General features: G+C 68.3%; 17 protein-coding genes. 11 read left to right on the top strand and 6 right to left on the bottom strand.

The annotated features are described in order from the left end of the window. Nucleotides 1–9 precede the first annotated feature (9 nt). The 4 genes from VC184_RS09595 (at nt 10) to mgtE (ending at nt 5,274) form a co-directional block, all read left to right on the top strand. Nucleotides 10–975, top strand: coding sequence for an ABC transporter permease (locus tag VC184_RS09595; RefSeq protein WP_064954928.1), 966 nt, complete (start codon nt 10–12; stop codon nt 973–975). After that, nucleotides 972–1,889 carry an ABC transporter permease gene (locus tag VC184_RS09590; protein WP_323985947.1) on the top strand — a complete coding sequence of 306 codons (918 nt, stop codon included), beginning with the start codon at nt 972–974 and terminating at the stop codon, nt 1,887–1,889. The genes VC184_RS09595 and VC184_RS09590 overlap by 4 nt, the downstream gene beginning before the upstream one ends. After that, nucleotides 1,886–3,532: an ABC transporter ATP-binding protein gene (locus VC184_RS09585; RefSeq protein ID WP_323985946.1), complete on the top strand. Its 1,647-nt coding sequence runs from the start codon at nt 1,886–1,888 to the stop codon at nt 3,530–3,532. The genes VC184_RS09590 and VC184_RS09585 overlap by 4 nt, the downstream gene beginning before the upstream one ends. 383 nt (nt 3,533–3,915) lie before the next feature. Next, on the top strand, nt 3,916–5,274 hold the full coding sequence (mgtE, locus tag VC184_RS09580; protein WP_323985945.1) for a magnesium transporter: 1,359 nt from the start codon (nt 3,916–3,918) through the stop codon (nt 5,272–5,274). A gap of 116 nt (nt 5,275–5,390) precedes the next feature. Here the strand turns inward: mgtE and VC184_RS09575 are convergent, their stop codons facing one another. Then, entirely contained in the window at nt 5,391–6,461 is a 1,071-nt protein-coding gene (locus VC184_RS09575) for a Glu/Leu/Phe/Val dehydrogenase family protein (protein ID WP_323985944.1), read from the bottom strand. Between the two features lie 94 nt (nt 6,462–6,555). On the opposite strand from VC184_RS09575, the gene VC184_RS09570 reads away from it, so the two are divergent. Beyond that, the gene (locus VC184_RS09570; protein WP_323985943.1) at nt 6,556–7,032 is read left to right on the top strand and encodes a YbaK/EbsC family protein; all 477 of its coding nucleotides are present in this window, start codon (nt 6,556–6,558) and stop codon (nt 7,030–7,032) included. A gap of 7 nt (nt 7,033–7,039) precedes the next feature. On the opposite strand, the gene VC184_RS09565 is transcribed toward VC184_RS09570, so the two are convergent. Together VC184_RS09565 and VC184_RS09560 are read right to left on the bottom strand one after the other, a co-directional pair. Next, nucleotides 7,040–7,513, bottom strand: coding sequence for a SixA phosphatase family protein (locus tag VC184_RS09565; RefSeq protein ID WP_282501076.1), 474 nt, complete (start codon nt 7,511–7,513; stop codon nt 7,040–7,042). 4 nt (nt 7,514–7,517) lie between these two features. Continuing rightward, the gene (locus VC184_RS09560) at nt 7,518–8,798 is read right to left on the bottom strand and encodes a DUF445 domain-containing protein (RefSeq protein WP_274178562.1); all 1,281 of its coding nucleotides are present in this window, start codon (nt 8,796–8,798) and stop codon (nt 7,518–7,520) included. A gap of 59 nt (nt 8,799–8,857) precedes the next feature. Between VC184_RS09560 and VC184_RS09555 the strand changes: the two genes are divergently transcribed. Then, complete coding sequence (locus VC184_RS09555) at nt 8,858–9,130, top strand: metal-sensitive transcriptional regulator (RefSeq protein ID WP_023954607.1); 273 nt, start codon at nt 8,858–8,860, stop codon at nt 9,128–9,130. Between the two features lie 110 nt (nt 9,131–9,240). Here the strand turns inward: VC184_RS09555 and VC184_RS09550 are convergent, their stop codons facing one another. Continuing rightward, entirely contained in the window at nt 9,241–10,410 is a 1,170-nt protein-coding gene (locus VC184_RS09550; protein ID WP_323985942.1) for an acyl-CoA dehydrogenase family protein, read from the bottom strand. Between the two features lie 46 nt (nt 10,411–10,456). On the opposite strand from VC184_RS09550, the gene VC184_RS09545 reads away from it, so the two are divergent. Continuing rightward, entirely contained in the window at nt 10,457–10,864 is a 408-nt protein-coding gene (locus tag VC184_RS09545; protein WP_112617009.1) for a pilus assembly protein CpaE, read from the top strand. A 24-nt stretch (nt 10,865–10,888) separates the two neighbouring features. Here VC184_RS09545 and VC184_RS09540 read toward each other — a convergent pair whose 3' ends face one another. Further along, nucleotides 10,889–12,094, bottom strand: a complete 1,206-nt coding sequence (locus VC184_RS09540) for an MFS transporter (protein ID WP_323985941.1) — start codon at nt 12,092–12,094, stop codon at nt 10,889–10,891. A gap of 383 nt (nt 12,095–12,477) precedes the next feature. Between VC184_RS09540 and nrdH the strand changes: the two genes are divergently transcribed. From nrdH to nrdF, 4 genes are read left to right on the top strand one after another with little or no spacing between them, the layout of a single operon-like run. Further along, a complete protein-coding gene (gene nrdH, locus VC184_RS09535; RefSeq protein WP_023954603.1) occupies nt 12,478–12,711 on the top strand; it encodes a glutaredoxin-like protein NrdH in 234 nt (77 codons plus the stop codon). A 3-nt stretch (nt 12,712–12,714) separates the two neighbouring features. Continuing rightward, nucleotides 12,715–13,164 (top strand): class Ib ribonucleoside-diphosphate reductase assembly flavoprotein NrdI, encoded by a 450-nt coding sequence (nrdI, locus tag VC184_RS09530; RefSeq protein WP_023954602.1) that lies wholly within the window; start codon nt 12,715–12,717, stop codon nt 13,162–13,164. Further along, on the top strand, nt 13,134–15,302 hold the full coding sequence (nrdE, locus tag VC184_RS09525) for a class 1b ribonucleoside-diphosphate reductase subunit alpha (protein ID WP_023954601.1): 2,169 nt from the start codon (nt 13,134–13,136) through the stop codon (nt 15,300–15,302). The genes nrdI and nrdE overlap by 31 nt, the downstream gene beginning before the upstream one ends. Before the next feature lie 35 nt (nt 15,303–15,337). Further along, nucleotides 15,338–16,315, top strand: coding sequence for a class 1b ribonucleoside-diphosphate reductase subunit beta (gene nrdF, locus VC184_RS09520; protein WP_094259728.1), 978 nt, complete (start codon nt 15,338–15,340; stop codon nt 16,313–16,315). 600 nt (nt 16,316–16,915) lie between these two features. Here nrdF and VC184_RS09515 read toward each other — a convergent pair. Continuing rightward, nucleotides 16,916–18,013 carry a tyrosine-type recombinase/integrase gene (locus VC184_RS09515; RefSeq protein WP_323985938.1) on the bottom strand — a complete coding sequence of 366 codons (1,098 nt, stop codon included), beginning with the start codon at nt 18,011–18,013 and terminating at the stop codon, nt 16,916–16,918. Between the last annotated feature and the right edge of the window lies 1 nt (nt 18,014).

Below are 18,014 nucleotides of genomic sequence, written 5' to 3'. Positions count from 1 at the left end.
GGAGGCCTCTTGAGAATCAGCCCCGCGCGTATCGCCCGGTTCCTCGGCGTGCGCCTGCTCTCGTCGGCGCTCGTGCTGCTCGGGGTCGCCGTCGTCGTCTTCGCCCTCATCCAGCTCGTGCCGGGCGACCCGGTGCGCCTGGCCCTCGGCACGCGGTACACGCCCGAGGCCTACGAGGCCCTGCGCGCGGCATCCGGCCTCGATCGCCCCCTGTGGGAACAGTTCTTCGGCTACCTCGGCAGCGCCGTCACGGGTGACCTCGGGGTGAGCTTCCGCAACGGGCAGCCGGTGACCGTAACGCTGCTCGACCGCCTGCCCGCGACGGTCTCGCTGGCTCTGGTGGGTCTCGTCATCGCCCTCGTCCTGGCCGTCCCCGCGGGAATCCACTCGGCGCTGCGCGAAGGACGCGTGAGCGATGTCATCGTGCGGCTCACCAGTCAATTCGGCGTCTCGATCCCGGACTTCTGGCTCGGGATGCTGCTCATCTCGCTGTTCTCCGTGACGCTCGGCTGGCTGCCGGCGAGCGGCTACGTCGCCTTCGGAACGGATCCCGGCGGATGGCTGCGACAGGTGTTCCTGCCGGGGCTCACCGTCGGCCTGGTCGCGGGGGCGATCATGACCCGCTACATCCGAGCGGCCGTCATCGACGTGGCGTCGGCAGGGTATGTCCGCACCGCGGTGTCGAAGGGGCTTCCGCGCCGAGTCGTGACATTCCGGCATATCGTGCGCGGAGCCCTGGTGCCGGTTCTGACGATCGCCGGGATTCAGCTCGCGACCATTCTCGGCGGCGTCGTCGTCGTCGAGGTGGTCTTCGCCTGGCCGGGTCTCGGACGTCTCGTGTTCGAAGCCGTGGCCGCGCGCGACTATCCGCTCATCCAGGGGGCCGTGCTGCTGGTGGCCGTGATGTTCATCGCGGTCAACCTCATCGTGGACGTGCTCTACGCGATCGCCGACCCGAGGATCCGTGTCTCATGACCATCGACGCCTCTTCCGCCCCCGAGCCCGCCACGGCACCCGCCGCCACCGAGCGTGGCCGCACGCCTGCCTGGCGTCTGCTGCTGTCCAACCCGACGACCGTGGTGAGCGGTGCGGGCCTGCTCGCCATCGTGCTGCTCTCGGTGCTGTCGGGCTGGATCGCCCCCTACGGCATCAACGACATCGACGTCTCGCGTGCGTTGCAGCCGCCCGGCCCCGAGCACTGGTTCGGCACCGACGAGCTCGGTCGCGACGTCCTCTCGCGTGTGCTCGTGGCGGGGTCGACCTCGCTCACGATCGCGGTGGTCGCCGTGCTGTTCGCCCTCATTCTCGGCCTCGCGATCGGGGCCATCGCGGGCTATCGCGGCGGTTGGGTGGATGCCGCCCTCATGCGGGTCGTCGACGTGATGTTCGCGTTCCCGGTGCTGCTCCTCGCGCTCGCGATCGTCGCGATCTTCCAGCCCGGCCAGGTGACGACGACGATCGCGATCGGCATCGTCTACACCCCGATCTTCGCCCGGGTGGCTCGAGCCAGCGCGCTGTCGGTGCGCACCTCGGCGTTCGTTCAGGTGTCGCAGACGATGGGGACGCCCGGATGGTGGATCCTCAGCCGCCACGTCCTCCCCAACATCGCCGGACCCGTCGTCGTCCAGACGTCGCTCTCGCTCGCCTTCGCAATCCTCTCCGAGGCGGCGCTGTCGTTCCTCGGACTCGGCGTGCAGCCTCCCGCGCCCTCGTGGGGAGGGATGCTGTTCACCGCGCAGGGCTTCCTCGGCCAGGCCTGGTGGATGAGCGTCTTTCCCGGCGCCGCGATCTTCGTCACGGCGCTCGCCTTCAACCTCGTGGGCGATGGCCTGCGCGACATCCTCGATCCGCGTCAGCGGACCCTTATCGAAGCGAGGAGGGCGCGATGACCGCCGCTGCTCACCCGGTGCTCTCGGTGCGCGATCTGCGCGTGACCATCGGTACGAGAGAGATCGTTCACGGCCTCGGCTTCGACGTCGCTGCCGGCCAGACCCTCGGTATCGTGGGCGAGTCGGGGTCGGGCAAGACGATGTCGGTGCTCGCCGCGACCGGGCTCATCGACGCACCCGGGGCGCGTGTCAGCGGGTCGAGCGTGCTGCGGCGCCGGAACGAGGACGGCAGCATCGATGCCACGGGTGTGGAGCTCGTCGGTGCATCCGAGCGCACGCTGCGCAGCGTGCACGGCGACCGTGTCGGCTTCGTCTTCCAGGATCCGTCGACATCGCTCAACCCCTTCCTGACCGTGGGCCGCCAGATCACCGAGTCGCTCGAGACCCATCGCCGCCTCTCTCGTCGCGCGGCGCGTACGCGCGCGATCGACCTGCTCGACGCTGTCGGGCTGCCGCGGCCCGACGAGCGCGTCGACGCCTACCCCCACCAGTTTTCCGGCGGTCAGCGTCAGCGCGCGATGATCGCGATCGCGCTGGCCTGCGATCCGGCGCTGCTGATCGCCGACGAGCCGACGACTGCGCTCGACGTCACCACCCAGGCCCAGATCATCGACCTCGTGCGCGAGCTCCAGAACGAGCGCGGCACCGCCGTGGTGTGGATCAGCCACGACCTCGGCGTCATCGGGCAGGTGGCGGACGACGTCCTCGTACTGCGCGAGGGACAGACCCGCGAGCACCGGCCCATCGGCGACATCTACGCCGCCCCCGAAGACGACTACACGCGAGAGCTGCTCCGCGCGCGGCCGCGGATCGTGGCGGATGCCGGCCCGCCCGAGCCCGCGACATCCGACGTCCTTCTCGACGTGACGGATCTCGATGTGTCGTTCACGATCCCGACTCCCACCGGACGTCGCACCATCCACGCCGTTGACGGGGTGTCGTTCTCGGTGCGGCGGGGCTGCACGACGGCCCTCGTGGGGGAATCGGGTTCGGGCAAGTCGACGATCGCGAACACCCTGACGGGTCTCGTGCGCCCCGACTCGGGCACCGCCACGCTCGCCGGACGCGACGTGCTGCGTGCCGGGCGGCGCGAGCGCCGGCGGATCTCCATGGTCTTCCAAGACCCGTTCGCCTCGCTCGACCCGCGACGGAGCGTCGGCGACGCCATCGCCGAACCCCTCACCGTGCACCGGCTCGGCGGGCCGAACGCCGTCGCGAGAGAACGGCGCACGGCAGAGCTCCTCGACATGGTCGGTCTTCCCGCGGCATTCGCGACCCGGTTCCCCCACGAGCTGTCGGGCGGGCAGCGTCAGCGCATCTCGATCGCTCGCGCCCTCGCCCTCGAACCGGAGCTGATGATCCTCGACGAGGCGACGGCGTCGCTCGACGTCTCGGTGCAGGCGCGCGTGCTCGACCTTCTGCGCGACCTGCAGGGCGAGCTGGGACTGACGTACCTCTTCATCGCCCACGACCTCGCGATCGTGCAGCAGATGAGTCACGACGTGGTCGTGCTGCGCGACGGCAAGGTCGTCGAGTCGGCGCCGGCCCGGCAGATCTTCGCCGAGCCGTCGGATGACTACACCCGGCGACTCCTCGCCGCCGTGCCGCCCGAGGAGCCGCGCGTCCGCCTGTCGCTTCCGTGACCTGGCGACGGCGCGGGTCGCGACGGCGCTGGTCGCGACGGCGCTGTCGGGTTCGTTCAGGTGCGAGGCGTAGCATGGTCGGCGGGGTTCGGCCCGCGGCATCCGATGTTCCGCCGCCCGGCCCGTGATCGACGGCAGATCCTCTTCTGTCCGTCGTCGACCTGCGAGAAAAAGGAAGCGAGGTGAGGTGCTCCATGAGCGGTGATAGTTGCCATCGCGAGATCATCAGCGCCGCGCCCGCTGCCGCCCCGCTCGTCGACCGAATCGACTCCTGAGCGGACGAGCCGCGGTGCGTCGCACCAGCAGGCTTCGCGATGTTCTCCGTGCCGTCGTCGTCGTGACGACGCCGCGGATGCGCGCGCGTCCACATGAGGAGGGCTCCCATGACTCCGGAGCAGATCAACGAACTGACCATCGTCGTCGACGGCATTGCCGCGCCCCTGTCGCGCGGCGATCTGGCGTCCGCCGCGGCCGCTCTCGCCGCGGTCGAGCCCGAGCGCCTCGCTGACGTCCTGGAGCGCCTCGACGGGCGACGCCGCGCGGTGGCCTACCGGCTGCTGCCGAAGGGACACGCCCTGCAGGTGTTCGAAGCGCTGTCGCCGAACATGCAGGGCGAACTGATCGGTGACCTGCGCGATGCCGAGGTGGCGCACATCTTCGGTGATCTCGACCCCGACGACCGCGCCTGGCTCGTCGACGAGCTGCCGGCCTCGCTCGCATCCCGCCTGATGCGCGGGCTTCCCGCGCACGAGCGCGAGATGACCGCGGCGGTGCTCGGGTACCGCCGGGGATCCATCGGGCGCCGCATGAGCCCGGAGTTCATCTCGGTTCCGATCGGCAGCACCGTCGCAGGAGCGCTCGAGCGGGTGCATGCGCGACTGCACGACGCCGAGACGGTGTACACGCTCCCTGTCGTCGACGCGGGTCGTCGTGTCGCCGGAGTCGTCAGCCTGCGCGATCTGCTCGCCGCCGAACCCTCCGATGCCGTGCGCGACATCATGCAGGCCGCGCAGACAGCGGGGGTGGACGACGACGCCGAGACCGCCGCGCGCCGGTGCACCGAACGCGGCCTGCTCGCGCTGCCCATCGTCGACAGCGAGGAGCGACTCGTCGGCATCCTGACTGTCGACGACGCCGCCCGCATCCTGGAGCACGAGGAGAGTGAGGATGCCGCGCGCCAGGGTGGCGCCGAACCCCTGCGCCGGCCCTACCTCTCGACGCCGATCCTGCAGATCGTGCGATCGCGGGTCGTCTGGCTGCTCGTCCTCGCCGTCGGAGCCACCCTGACCGTGCAGGTGCTGTCGGCGTTCGAGGCGACGCTCGCGCAGATCACGGTGCTCGCGCTGTTCGTCCCGCTGCTCATCGGCACCGGTGGCAACACCGGCAATCAGGCGGCGACGACGGTCACGCGTGCGCTCGCGCTGGGCGACGTGCGACCTCGCGACGTCGTGCGGGTGCTGAGCCGCGAGGTGCGCGTGGGATTCTTCCTCGGCAGCATCCTGGGGCTCGTCGGGTTTGCGGTCACAGCACTCGTCTACGAGCCGCGCATCGGTCTCGTCATCGGGGTGACTCTGATCGCGGTGTGTACGATGGCCGCGACGGTCGGGGGCGTCATGCCCCTGCTCGCGCGTGCGATCCGGGTCGATCCGGCCGTCTTCTCGAACCCGTTCATCACGACGTTCGTCGATGCCAGCGGCTTGATCCTGTACTTCCTGATCGCCCGCGCCATCCTGCAGATCTGAGCCCATGCCTGCGCCGTGGGTCGGTGCCGGGATGCAAGGGATCGGGCGCGGCGCGCCGGTGCGGATGCCGTTCCGCCGGCGTGTCGGCCACGATCCCTTGCATCCCGGTTACGCGGTCAGACCAGGGCGTCGCGCGCTGCCCCGGCGGCGAGGCGTTCGGCGGCGAGCGACTCCGCGGCGGCGAGCGGCGTGACACCTCGGGCCTCTGCCTCGTCGAAGATGCGCCGCAGCACGTCGCCGATGCCCTCGACGCGCGTCGCGATCACGCTGCGATCGCGCTGCTTCGCGGCGAGGTCGAGGTAGATGACGCCGCCCGCGTTCACGACGAAGTCGGGGGCGTACAGGATGCCGCGCGCGGCCAGGCGGTCGGCGCCGGAGCGGTGCGCCAGCGGGTTGTTCGCCGGTCCGCACACCGCCTGCGCATCGAGGGCGTCGATCACCTCGTCGGTCAGCACCCCGCCGATGCCCGCTGGCACGAACACGTCGGCCGAGGCGAGATGAGCCTCCGCGGGCTCGATCCACGTCGCACCCAGGCTCGTCGCGAGCTCGCGCTTGGCCGGGTTCACATCGGTCACGGTCAGCTCTGCTCCCTCGGCCGCGAGCTGCATAGCCAACCGGCTGCCCACCTGTCCGAGCCCGGCGATCGTGACCCGGCGTCCGGCGACCTCGCGAGAACCGGTCGCGCGCTCGAGCGTCGCGAGCAGCGACGCGTGCACGCCGATGCTCGTGGGGCCTGCGGGCTCGCCCGAGCCGCCCACACGGTCGGGGAGCCCCACGACGTGTGCCGTTCGCTCGCTGACGGTCAGCATGTCGTCGGTGGTCGAGCCGACATCCTCGGCCGTGCGGTACAGGCCGCCCAGCGACTCGACGGCGTCACCGAGGTCGAGGAATGCGGCACGGCGCCGCTCGGCGTCGAGCACGGTTCCCGGAGGCAGTCCGATCACGGCCTTGCCGCCGCCGGCATCCAGACCCGCGGCTGCGTTCTTCAGCGTCATCGCCGCCGACAGGCGCAGGGCGTCGCCGAGGGCGTCGCTCCAGTGCGGGTACGTCCACACCCGGGCGCCACCGAGGGCGGGGCCGAGCACCGAGGAGTGCAGCGCGGCGGCGATGAAGAGGCCGCTCCGCCGCCCCGTGATCACCTCCACGCGCTCGTGCGTGAAATCGGGCAAGGGCAGGGCGTGGGTCATCGCGATCCTCTTTCGGCGGAGCCTTGTGGGCTCATGCTCTCCGTGCCGCGGCGTTGCGGCATCCAGCCCATTGTGCCCCTTCTAGAGTGTGAGCGTGACCACCGATCTGCCTCCACGAAGCCGAATCGTCCACGCCTCCCTGCGCGCTGCCGGCATCCTCGGCGACATCGTCGTTCTGCCGGATGCCGCATCCACGGCCGCCCTCGCCGCAGCGGCGCTCGGCGTCGAGGTGGGGGCAATCGCCAACAGCCTCGTCTTCTGGTCCGACGGCGAGCCGCTGCTGGTCATGACCAGCGGGGCGCACCGCGTCGACACGGCCGCACTGGCCGAGCGCACCGGGCGCAGCGCGATCACGCGCGCGAGCGTCGAGCAGGTCCGCGCCGCGACGGGACAGGCGATCGGCGGGGTCGCGCCGACGGGACACCCGGCACCTCTCGCGACGCTCATCGACGAAGACCTCGCGCAGTACGACGAGATCTGGGCGGCCGGCGGCACCCCGCACACCGTCTTCCCGCTGACCTTCGACGAGCTGGTGCGCCTCACCGGCGGAACGGTCGTCGCCGTCGTCTGAGCGGGGCTCAGCCCTTCGGGCTGTCGAAGGTCCATTCGTCGGGGTCGGTCGCGGTCGCGACATCCCAGTCGTCGGTCCGCCACGTGAAAGTGGCCACCGCGCACGTCGGCATCCCGCCGATGCCGCCGTTCGACAGACGCTCGGCGAGCACCGTCATCCCCGGGTCATGCGCCACCACGAGCACCGACCGCGCACCGCTGCCGCTCGCCGCGTCGAGGAGCACGCGCGCCGAGGCGCCGTAGAGCTCGTCGCGCAGTTCGGGTTCGAGCCCGAGCACGGCACCGAAGGCGGCCGCCGTCGTGCGAGCGCGAAGCGCGGTCGAGGCGAGGATGCGCTCGACCTCGACGCCCGTGCTCGCCAGCCGCTCAGCCATCGCGGGGGCGTCGCGCATGCCGCGGTCGTTCAGCGGACGGTCGTGGTCGTCGAGTGAGGGCGAGCCCCAGTCGCTCTTGGCATGCCGCGCGAGGATGAGCGTCGTCATGGAATCATCCTCCCGCGCCGAAGACCGCGTGGGCGATCGTGTAGATGACGAGTCCGGCGAGCGATCCCACGATCGTACCGTTGAGTCGGATGTACTGCAGGTCGCGGCCGACCATGAGCTCGATCTTCTCGGTCGTCTCCTGAGCGTCCCAGCGCTCGACCGTCTCGGTGATCACCGAGGCGATGTCGGCCCGATGCCGGGCCACGAGCGTCGCGGCGGCGTCGATGACGCGCGCGTCGATCCGCTGCTGCAGTGCCGTCTCGGTCGACAGGCGTTCGCCGACCTCGGTGAGCGCGGCAGCGATGCGACGGCGGAGCGGGCTCTCGGCGTCGCCGAGCGAGCGGACGAGACCGGCCTTCGCCGTGCCCCACGCCTCGGCGGCCAGGGCGCGAACGCGAGGACTGTCGAAGACCGCCGCTTTGGCGGCCTCGAGCCGCGCCGCCGTCTCGGTCTCGCCCTGCAGATCGCCGGCGAGACGAGCGAGGTAGCCGTCGATGGCCTTTCGTGCCGGGTGCTCGGGGTCGTTTCGCACGGCCGCGACGAACGTCAGCGCCTCGCGGTAGACGGTGTCGTCGACGAGCCGTGTTGCCACCGACGGTAACCACGACGGCAGGCGGCGGGAGACGAGCCCGGTGAACACCGAACGGTTGGCGACGAGCCAGGTCTCGATGTTGTCGATGGCGAGATCGACGGCGCCGTGGTGAGCGCCGGCGCCGACGACGCGCTCGAGCCATCCCCCGATCGAGGGCCCCCAGGAGGGGGCCAGCAGGTGCTCGCGCGCCAGGTCTTCGAGCAGGTCCTGCACCTCGTCGTCGCTCAGCGCCGTCAGGATGCCGGATGCCGCCGCCGATGCCTCGGCCGAGACGCGCTCCGCGTTCTCGGGACGCCGCAACCACGCGCCGAGCCGCGTCGCGATGCCCATCGATTCGAGCTTGCCGCGGATGACGCCCGCTTCGAGGAAGTTCGTCTCGACGAACTCGCCGAGGGTGTGGCCGATCTCGTCCTTGCGCCTCGGGATGATCGCCGTGTGCGGGATGGGCAGGCCGAGCGGATGCCGGAACAGCGCCGTGACGGCGAACCAGTCGGCGAGGGCTCCGACCATGCCGCCCTCCGCGGCGGCGCGGACATAGCCGAAGGCGGGGACGGTCTGCTGCAGGGGGAAGGAGATCGCGAAGACGATCGCCATGAAGATCAGCGCGCCGAGGGCGACGGCCTTCATCCGCCGCAGCCCCTGGCGTCGAGCCTGGTCGGCGGGGGAGAGCAGGGAGGTCGGCGTGCGTGCCATCCGGTCATCCTCCCACGGGGCTTCGCCGAGCGGGGCCGGTCTCGGCGTATCCTGACCGCGTGATCGACGACATCCAGAAGCGAGCCCTGCGCCGCACGAGCATCCTCGAAGGCCAGGTCCGCGGGCTCGCCCGGATGATCGAGAACGAGGACTACTGCATGGACATCATCGCCCAGTCACGGGCCATCCAGAAGGCACTCGCCTCGCTCGACAAGCTCCTCATCGAGAACCACCTCCGCACCCACGTGACCCACATGTTCGAGAACGGCGGCGCCGATCGCGAGCAGGCCGTCGCCGAGCTCCTCAAGGCCTATGACCTCGAGACCCGCTGACCGCATCCGTCCCTCCGCCTACCGTCGAGTCGCCAGGAATTGCGGATCCGGTGGCCCCGGCATCCGCGGTTTGTGGCGAGTCGACCGGCCCGGGCCGAGCGGGCAACCGGTCAGGGGGTGAGAGGGCCGAGCCAGGCGGCGGCGACGGTGCTGTGGGCGGACTCCGGATCCGAAGGGTGGAACATCCCTGCTACGACGTCACGGTAGAGGCGACCGAGCTCGGAGCGGGAGAAGTACGACGACCCGCCCGCCACCAGCATCGCCTCGTCGACGACGGCCTTCGCCGAGGTGACGGCGCGGTGCTTCAGCCCGCTGAGCTTCGCGAACCAGAGGCCGCCGTGATCGGCCCGCTCGTCGATGTCGCGCGCGATCGCCTCGAGCTGCGGCAGCATCCCGTCGTACATGAGCGCCATCTCGGCGATGCGCCAGCGGATGTCGGGATCCTGGCTGTACGCCAGCCCCGTCTTCTTCGAGGTGCGCGACCGGGCGGCGACGACGGCGACGTCGAGAGCGCGTCGGGCGATGCCGGTGTACACCGACGCGAGCAGCAGCTCGAAGACCGAGAAGATGCCGAAGACGAGCGGATCCGGGTTCGGGCCGGGGGAGAGCCGACGGACGACGCGGTCGGGTGATGCGATGGCGCCGTGCAACTCGGTCGTGCGCGACTGCGTCCCCCGCATGCCGACGGTGTCCCAGTCGTCGCGCGTGCGCACCGCGTCCGTGCGGTCGACGAAGGCGAACACCATCTTCGGCGCGTCCTCGCTCGTGGTGTCGAGGCCGTGCAGCCCGAGGTGGTCCCACACCGGAGCGAGCGAGGTGAAGATCTTCGTGCCCGTGAAGGCGTACCCGCCGTCGGACTGCGGCTCGGCCACGGTGTCGCTGCCGAACAGGACGAGGTCGTTGCCCGCCTCGCTGATGCCGAACGCGAACACCTCGCCCGCAGCGGCGCCCTCCTGCACGATGCGCAGGGCGTCGTCACCGCGGTCGGACAGCACCTTGGCAACACCCGTCCACACGAGGTGCATGTTGATCGCGAGCGCTGTCGCGGGCGCGGCACCGGCCAGCCGCTGCTGCAGAACGGATGCCTGCGCGAGCGACAAGCCCGCGCCGCCGAGCTTTTCCGGAACGAGGATGCCGAGGTAGCCGGCTTCTCGCAGCTCGGCGAGATCCTCGTCGGGGAAGACGTTGTCCGCGTCGACGCCCGCGGCTCGCCCGCGGATCCGTTCGATGAGGCTGTCGGGAAGGTATCGGGCCGGGTCGAAGTCGCTCACGGCATCCATTCTGCTCCCGCCCTCCTCACCCGGTCGCCTGGTGCAGGATGGGGGCATGATCTCGACCGACGCCGCGCTCGCCCTGCGCGAGGCCGGGCTCGTCTGGCGCCCGGCATCTGGAGACCGCTTCCAGCTCAACGAGCCGGAGTTCGAGGCCGACGTCTTCACCGTCAGCGAGATGACGATCGAGCCGCGGCGCTATCCGACCGGGACGATCCTCGCGTTCAACGGCACGACGGAGTGGGCGCTCGACTCCGTCGCGCTCGACGAGGCGCTATGGCTTCCCCGTGAGGACCAGCTGCGTGAGATGCTCCGCGGCGGCTTCCGGAGTCTGCGCCGGCTCGCAGACACTCACCGCGTGGAGATCGAGTTCGCCGGCGAGGAGCTGGCGTTCGAGCATCCGCAGCCCGAGGATGCCTACGCGGCGGCCGTCCTCGCGATGCTGCAGCGCGTCAACGACTGAGCGATCGTCTGCGCGGAACCAGCCTCACGTGATCGTGTGGACCGGTGCGGTGTCGGGAATGGGTGACGCGTCGCGCCCGCGGAGGTCGGGGAACCACTGCACGCACGTCACCGCGACGAGGAGGCCGACGACGGCGAACAGGGCAGCGGCCACATATGCGCCCTGCGGGCCCACACCGTCGATGAGGAAACCGGCGATGGCGGAACCCGCCGCGGCTCCGATGAGCTGCCCGGTGCCGATCCAGCCGTAGGCTTCGGCCGTCTCGCTGAACTTCACGCTCGCCGAGGTGATGGCGAACATGACCGCGAGCGCCGGCGCGATGCCGATGCCGGCGACCAGCAGCGAGCCGCCGAGCCACCAGGCGTTGAGCGAGAAGATGGTCGCCGCCAGCCCGACGGTGACGATGAGGAAGCGGCGAGCCATGGCCCACCGTCCGATCGGGATGTGGCCGAACGACAGGCCGCCTGCCAGGCTGCCGACGGCGAAGACCGCGAGGACGAGGCCGGACTCGAGTCCGCCGTGACCGAACGACGCGACAACGCCCGCTTCGACCGCGGAGCACGCGCCGATGAGGAGGAAGCCGGTCGCGGTCGCGAGCATGACCGGCGGCTTGAGCAGCACGCGGCCCAGGCTGCGCCGGCTGCGCGGGATGCGGACACGTCCGAGCTCCGGCGAAGAGATGAACCATGCGCCGCCGCCGATGAGGATGACGACGACGAGCAGGAGCCCCGGCACGGTGCCGGCCTGCAGCGCGACGAAGGTGATGAGCACCGGCGCGATGATCCAGATGATCTCCTGCAGCGATGCGTCGAGGGAGAAGAGGGGGGTGAGCTGCCGCGACGTCACCATCTTCGGGTAGATCGTGCGCACGGCCGACTGCACCGGCGGGGTCGACAGGCCCGCGATGAGACCGAGCGCCATGTAGACCCAGAGCGGCACGTCGAGCACCGCGAGCAGAGCGATCGACGCCGCGCACACGGCGAGCGTCAGCGTCAGCACCCGCCGCATGCCCCAGACGCCCATCCATCGACTCGTCACCGGACCTGCGATCGCCTGTCCGACTGAGGTCGCCGCCAGGACCAGACCGGCCGACCCGTAGGACCCGGTCACGTGCTCGATGTGGAGCAGGATGGCGAGGCTCGTCATCCCGCTCGGAAAGCGAGCGGTCAACTGTGCGGCGATGATGCGCGCGACACCCGGTGCGCGCAGCAGTTCTCTGTATCCCGCCACCCCTCAACGGTAGCGATTCCGAAGCCCGGTCGGCGACGCCCGGGCGGCTGCCGTGGCGACACGCCCGCGACACGCCGATGCGACGAGATCCGCCCGAATCGGATGTCGGTGGGTCGGTCTAGCGTCCGACCTGTGGACAGACTCGCTCGACGTCGCCCGGAAGCGCGGAATCACGCGTCGAACCGGGCTTCGATCGAGTCGCCGATCTGTGGATGAAACGGTGGACAAGATGTGTTGTACCTGGGGAGAGCGGTGCAAAACTACAGACTTGTAACTACTACCCCTTGTGGTGCCCCCCGATGTCGGCACCCATATGTAGTATTGAGGCTCCGGCAGGTTCTCAGCCGGAGATGCGTAAGAAGCGAAGGGAAACCACACTCGACATGGCGATCACGGTCTACACCAAGCCCTCCTGCGTGCAGTGCAACGCGACGTACCGTGCGCTGGACTCGAAGGGCATCGAATACGACGTCCTCGACCTCTCCGAGGACCCGGCGGCGCTCGAGCGCGTCAAGTCGCTCGGCTACCTGCAGGCCCCCGTCGTCATCACCGACGAGGACCACTGGTCGGGCTTCCGTCCCGACAAGATCGACGAGCTGGCCGCTCGCTTCGCCTGAGCCATGAGCACGGCGGTCGCGACGCGGGCGCCTCTGCTCGTGTACTTCTCGAGCGTCTCCGGCAACACCGCGCGATTCATCGACAAGCTCGGACTGCCGGCGCTCCGCATCCCCCTTCACTCCTCACCGACGCCCCTCGTCATGACCGAGCCCTTCGTGCTCGTCACCCCCACCTACGGCGGGGGACAGGGGCGCGGTGAGGAGAAGGGTGCGGTGCCCAAGCAGGTCGTTCGCTTCCTGAACGACGTGCGCAACCGCACCCTCCTCCGGGGAGTCATCTCCACCGGCAACACGAATTTCGGCGAGTCGTACTGCCTCGCCGGCGACATCATCAGTCGCAAGTGCTCCGTGCCGCACTTGGACAAGGTGGAACTGTTCGGCACGCCCGAAGACGTCGAGCGCGTGAGCGCAGGATTGGAACGATGGTGGAATCAGCACTGGAAACAGCCTTGACCGATAACGGCTTCAAGGTCGACGCGCGCTTCGACGGGCTCGACTACCACGCCCTCAACGCGATGCTCAACCTCTACGGCGCGGACGGCAAGATCCAGTTCGACGCCGACAAGCGCGCCGCGCGGGAGTACTTCCTCCAGCACGTCAACCAGAACACGGTCTTCTTCCACTCCCTCAAGGAGCGTCTCGACTACCTCGTCGAGAAGGAGTACTACGAGCCCAAGGTCATCGAGAAGTACTCGCTCGAGTTCATCCAGAAGCTCAACGACTTCGCCTACGGCAAGAAGTTCCGCTTCGAGACCTTCCTCGGCGCGTTCAAGTACTACACGAGCTACACGCTGAAGACCTTCGACGGCAAGCGCTACCTCGAGCGCTTCGAGGACCGCGTCGTCATGACCGCCCTCGGCCTCGCCGACGGTGACGAGAACCTCGCGATGCAGCTCGTCGACGAGATCATCTCGGGTCGTTTCCAGCCCGCCACCCCGACGTTCCTCAACACGGGCAAGGCCCAGCGCGGCGAGCTCGTGTCGTGCTTCCTGCTCCGCATCGAAGACAACATGGAGTCGATCGCCCGCGGCATCAACTCCGCCCTGCAGCTCTCCAAGCGCGGCGGCGGCGTGGCCCTGCTGCTGTCGAACATCCGCGAGGCCGGCGCTCCGATCAAGCAGATCGAGAACCAGTCGTCGGGCATCATCCCCGTCATGAAGCTGCTCGAAGACAGCTTCAGCTACGCCAACCAGCTCGGTGCGCGTCAGGGAGCCGGCGCGGTGTACCTGTCGGCGCACCACCCCGACATCCTCAAGTTCCTCGACACCAAGCGCGAGAACGCCGACGAGAAGATCCGCATCAAGACGCTGTCGCTGGGTGTCGTCATCCCCGACATCACCTTCGAACTCGCCAAGAACGGCGAGGACATGTACCTGTTCTCGCCCTACGATGTCGAGAAGGTCTACGGCGTTCCGTTCGGCGACATCTCGGTCACCGAGAAGTACCGCGAGATGGTCGACGACGCGCGCATCAAGAAGACGAAGATCAACGCTCGTGAGTTCTTCCAGACCCTCGCCGAGATCCAGTTCGAGTCGGGCTACCCGTACATCATGTTCGAGGACACGGTGAACAAGGCCAACCCGATCAAGGGTCGGATCAACATGTCGAACCTGTGCTCGGAGATCCTCCAGGTCAACACGCCGACGACGTACAACGAGGACCTCTCGTACGCCCAGATCGGCAAGGACATCTCCTGCAACCTCGGGTCGATGAACATCGCGCTCGCGATGGACGGCAAGGACCTCGCCCAAACCGTCGAGACCAGCATCCGCGCCCTCACCGCGGTCAGCGATCAGAGCCACATCGCCTCGGTCCGCTCGATCGAGGACGGCAACGACCGTTCGCACGCGATCGGTCTCGGTCAGATGAACCTGCACGGCTACCTGGCGCGCGAGCACGTCCACTACGGCTCGGAAGAGGGCCTGGACTTCACGAACATCTACTTCTACACGGTGCTGTTCCACGCGCTGCGGGCCTCGAACAAGATCGCGATCGAGCGCGGCACGTACTTCGAGGGCTTCCCCGACTCGACCTACGCGTCGGGCGAGTTCTTCGACAAGTACATCGAGCAGGAGTGGGCGCCCCAGACCGACAAGGTGAAGGGTCTGTTCGACGGCATCCACATCCCGACGCAGGACGACTGGCGCGAGCTGAAGGCATCCATCCAGCAGCACGGCATCTACAACCAGAACCTGCAGGCGGTGCCCCCGACCGGCTCGATCTCGTACATCAACAACTCGACGTCGTCGATCCACCCGATCGCGTCGAAGATCGAGATCCGCAAGGAAGGCAAGCTCGGCCGCGTCTACTACCCGGCGCCGTTCATGACGAACGACAACCTCGAGTACTACGAGGACGCGTACGAGATCGGCTACGAGAAGGTCATCGACACCTACGCCGCCGCGACCCAGCACGTCGACCAGGGTCTGTCGCTCACGCTGTTCTTCAAGGACACCGCGACCACGCGCGACATCAATAAGGCCCAGATCTACGCCTGGCGCAAGGGCATCAAGACGATCTACTACATCCGCCTGCGGCAGATGGCGCTCGAGGGCACCGACATGTCCGAGTGCGTCAGCTGCATGCTGTGACGGATGCCGGAACCCGAACCAGGAACTGAAGCGACATGACTCCCGAACCGCTCAAGCTCGTCGACCACGTGCAGGCGATCAACTGGAACCGCATCCAGGACGATAAAGACCTCGAAGTCTGGAACCGTCTGGTGAACAACTTCTGGCTGCCCGAGAAGGTGCCGCTGTCGAACGACATCCAGTCGTGGAACACGCTGACGCCCGATGAGCAGACGCTCACCATGCGCGTGTTCACGGGGCTGACGCTCCTCGACACGATCCAGGGCACCGTCGGCGCCGTCTCGCTCATCCCCGATGCGATCACGCCGCACGAGGAGGCCGTCTACACGAACATCGCGTTCATGGAGTCGGTGCACGCGAAGAGCTACTCGTCGATCTTCTCGACGCTCGCCTCGACCCCCGAGATCGACGACGCGTTCCGCTGGTCGGTCGAGAACCCGAACCTTCAGAAGAAGGCCTCGATCGTCATGGACTACTACCGTGGCGACGAGCCGCTCAAGCGCAAGGTCGCCTCGACCCTGCTCGAGTCGTTTCTCTTCTACTCGGGGTTCTACCTGCCCCTGCACTGGTCGGCGAAGGCGAAGCTGACGAACACCGCCGACATCATCCGCCTCATCATCCGTGACGAGGCCGTGCACGGCTACTACATCGGCTACAAGTTCCAGAAGGGCTACGAGCAGCTCACGCAGGCCGAGCGCGACGAGATCAAGGACTACACGTTCTCGCTGCTCTACGAGCTCTACGACAACGAGGTGCAGTACACGCAGGACCTCTACGACGCCGTCGGCCTGACTGAAGACGTCAAGAAGTTCCTGCACTACAACGCCAACAAGGCGCTGATGAACCTCGGCTTCGAGGCGATGTTCCCCGCCACGGTCACCAACGTGAACCCGGCGATCCTCTCGGCCCTGTCGCCGAACGCCGACGAGAACCACGACTTCTTCTCGGGGTCGGGCTCGTCGTACGTCATCGGAAAGGCCGAGGCCACCGAAGACGAGGACTGGGACTTCTAAAGTCCCTGACCAATAGAGAATTCTGCAGAGGAGGTGAAGATGAGCAAGCGCAGCACCACGATCGATCGACAGCGGCAGGTGCGTTCCCGTGCCCACATTCTGCCCACGGCTCATCGACACCGATTCAGCGCGACGTTCTCGTCGCGCTCCTCGGCAACCCGATTCGAAGGGCCCTCGCGCATACCCGCGAGGGCCCTTCGCCCGTTGTCCCCGGCATCCGCATCGGGGCGAACTGCATCGAAAGGAGGTACCCCGCAATGACGAAACACTTCCCTCAGGGGCCTGACGGCTCCTGGAAGACCGGTCAGCGCGTCCCGTTCGACGGAACGTGGGCTGACCAGCACGGGATCGTCAGCTTCCACGAACGTGGAGCGACGTTCCCGCCGTGCATCGACCGCAAGGGAGAATGCGCGTTCCGTTATCTGGTCGAGGCTGTTGCAGCAGCGTAATTCGATCAGCTGAGTAAGGCATCGGCCCCCGACTTCGGTCGGGGGTCTTTGTCGTTCACGGGGGGGTCAGCCTTGCGGTCGACGCACGGTGGGATCAACAGACAGCATCGTTCACGTATGCCCCCCGCCGCAAGTTGGGATCCCGGGCGTGTCACGAAACCGCTGACGCGCGAGCGACGGACATCGCAGCGGCCACCGCGTCGAGGTCATCGTCGAATAGGTCGGCGTAGACGTCGAGCGTCATTGCCGCCGAAGCGTGTCCGAGCATCCGCTGTACGGCCTTCACGTTCGCGCCCGACGAGACCGCGAGCGACGCCGCGGTGTGCCGTAGGTCGTGCGGAGTGATGCGAGGGAACGTCGCGTCTATCGCTTGGGCCGCCTTCACCGCTCTCGCGAACCATCCGCTGGTCGCATGGGTGTGGGCGAGCGGCGCAGCGCCATCGCCGAACAAAAAGCCGTCGGGGCCCTTGCCCTCGCAGAGTCGCGCGAGCTCCTGCACGAGATGGGGCGGCATTGGGACGATGCGAGCGAGCCCGGACTTCGGCGTTCCGATCTCGTAGGTGCCCTTCACCGTGACGGCGTTCTCCTCGACGGAGATCCGTCGCCGCAGCATGTTAATGTGGCGCACACGTAGCGCGACAGCCTCACCCCAGCGCAGGCCCGTGTACGCGAGGAACTCGATGACGAGCGACTTGTCGCCGGCCGCTTGAGCCAGTGTCGCGACCTGCGCGTGCGTCAGGTAGCGCGCCGGCTTCCGACGCTTCTTCGGGAGCGCAATCCCGGCCGCGGGGTTCGTCGGGCGTGCGCGCTCTCGCACGGCGATCGCAAGCACGCCGGAGAGCACGAACACGATCCGTCGGATGGTCTGCGCTGACTTCCCAGCCGCGAGCATCTCGGCGACCCACGCCGCGATCTCCGACTCGCTGATCCCGGCGACACCTCGGCTCGCCCACTTCGGCTCGACGTGCACGCGCCAGGCGGTCTCCATCGCGTGACGAGATGAGGGCTTGAGTAGAGCGAGGCGTTCCGCCTTCCACTGCTCGCTGAACATGCTGAGGGTGCGGCGCCCGTCTGACGGGTCGACATACTCGCCGCGGGCCTTCGACACGGTCACCGACGCCAAGAACAGCTCGGCATCTCGCTTCGTCTTGAAGCCGCGCTTATCGGTCTGAGACTTGTCAGGCTTCCGGTAGCGCACCCGGTATCGGCGGCCTTTTGCCGTCTCGTACGGGTCGATCGAGCCGGCCACG

The organism is Microbacterium plantarum (genome assembly GCF_035231185.1).
In the GTDB taxonomy this organism is placed as follows: Bacteria; Actinomycetota; Actinomycetes; order Actinomycetales; family Microbacteriaceae; genus Microbacterium; species Microbacterium plantarum.
This window is presented reverse-complemented; position numbering and strand designations above follow the sequence as displayed.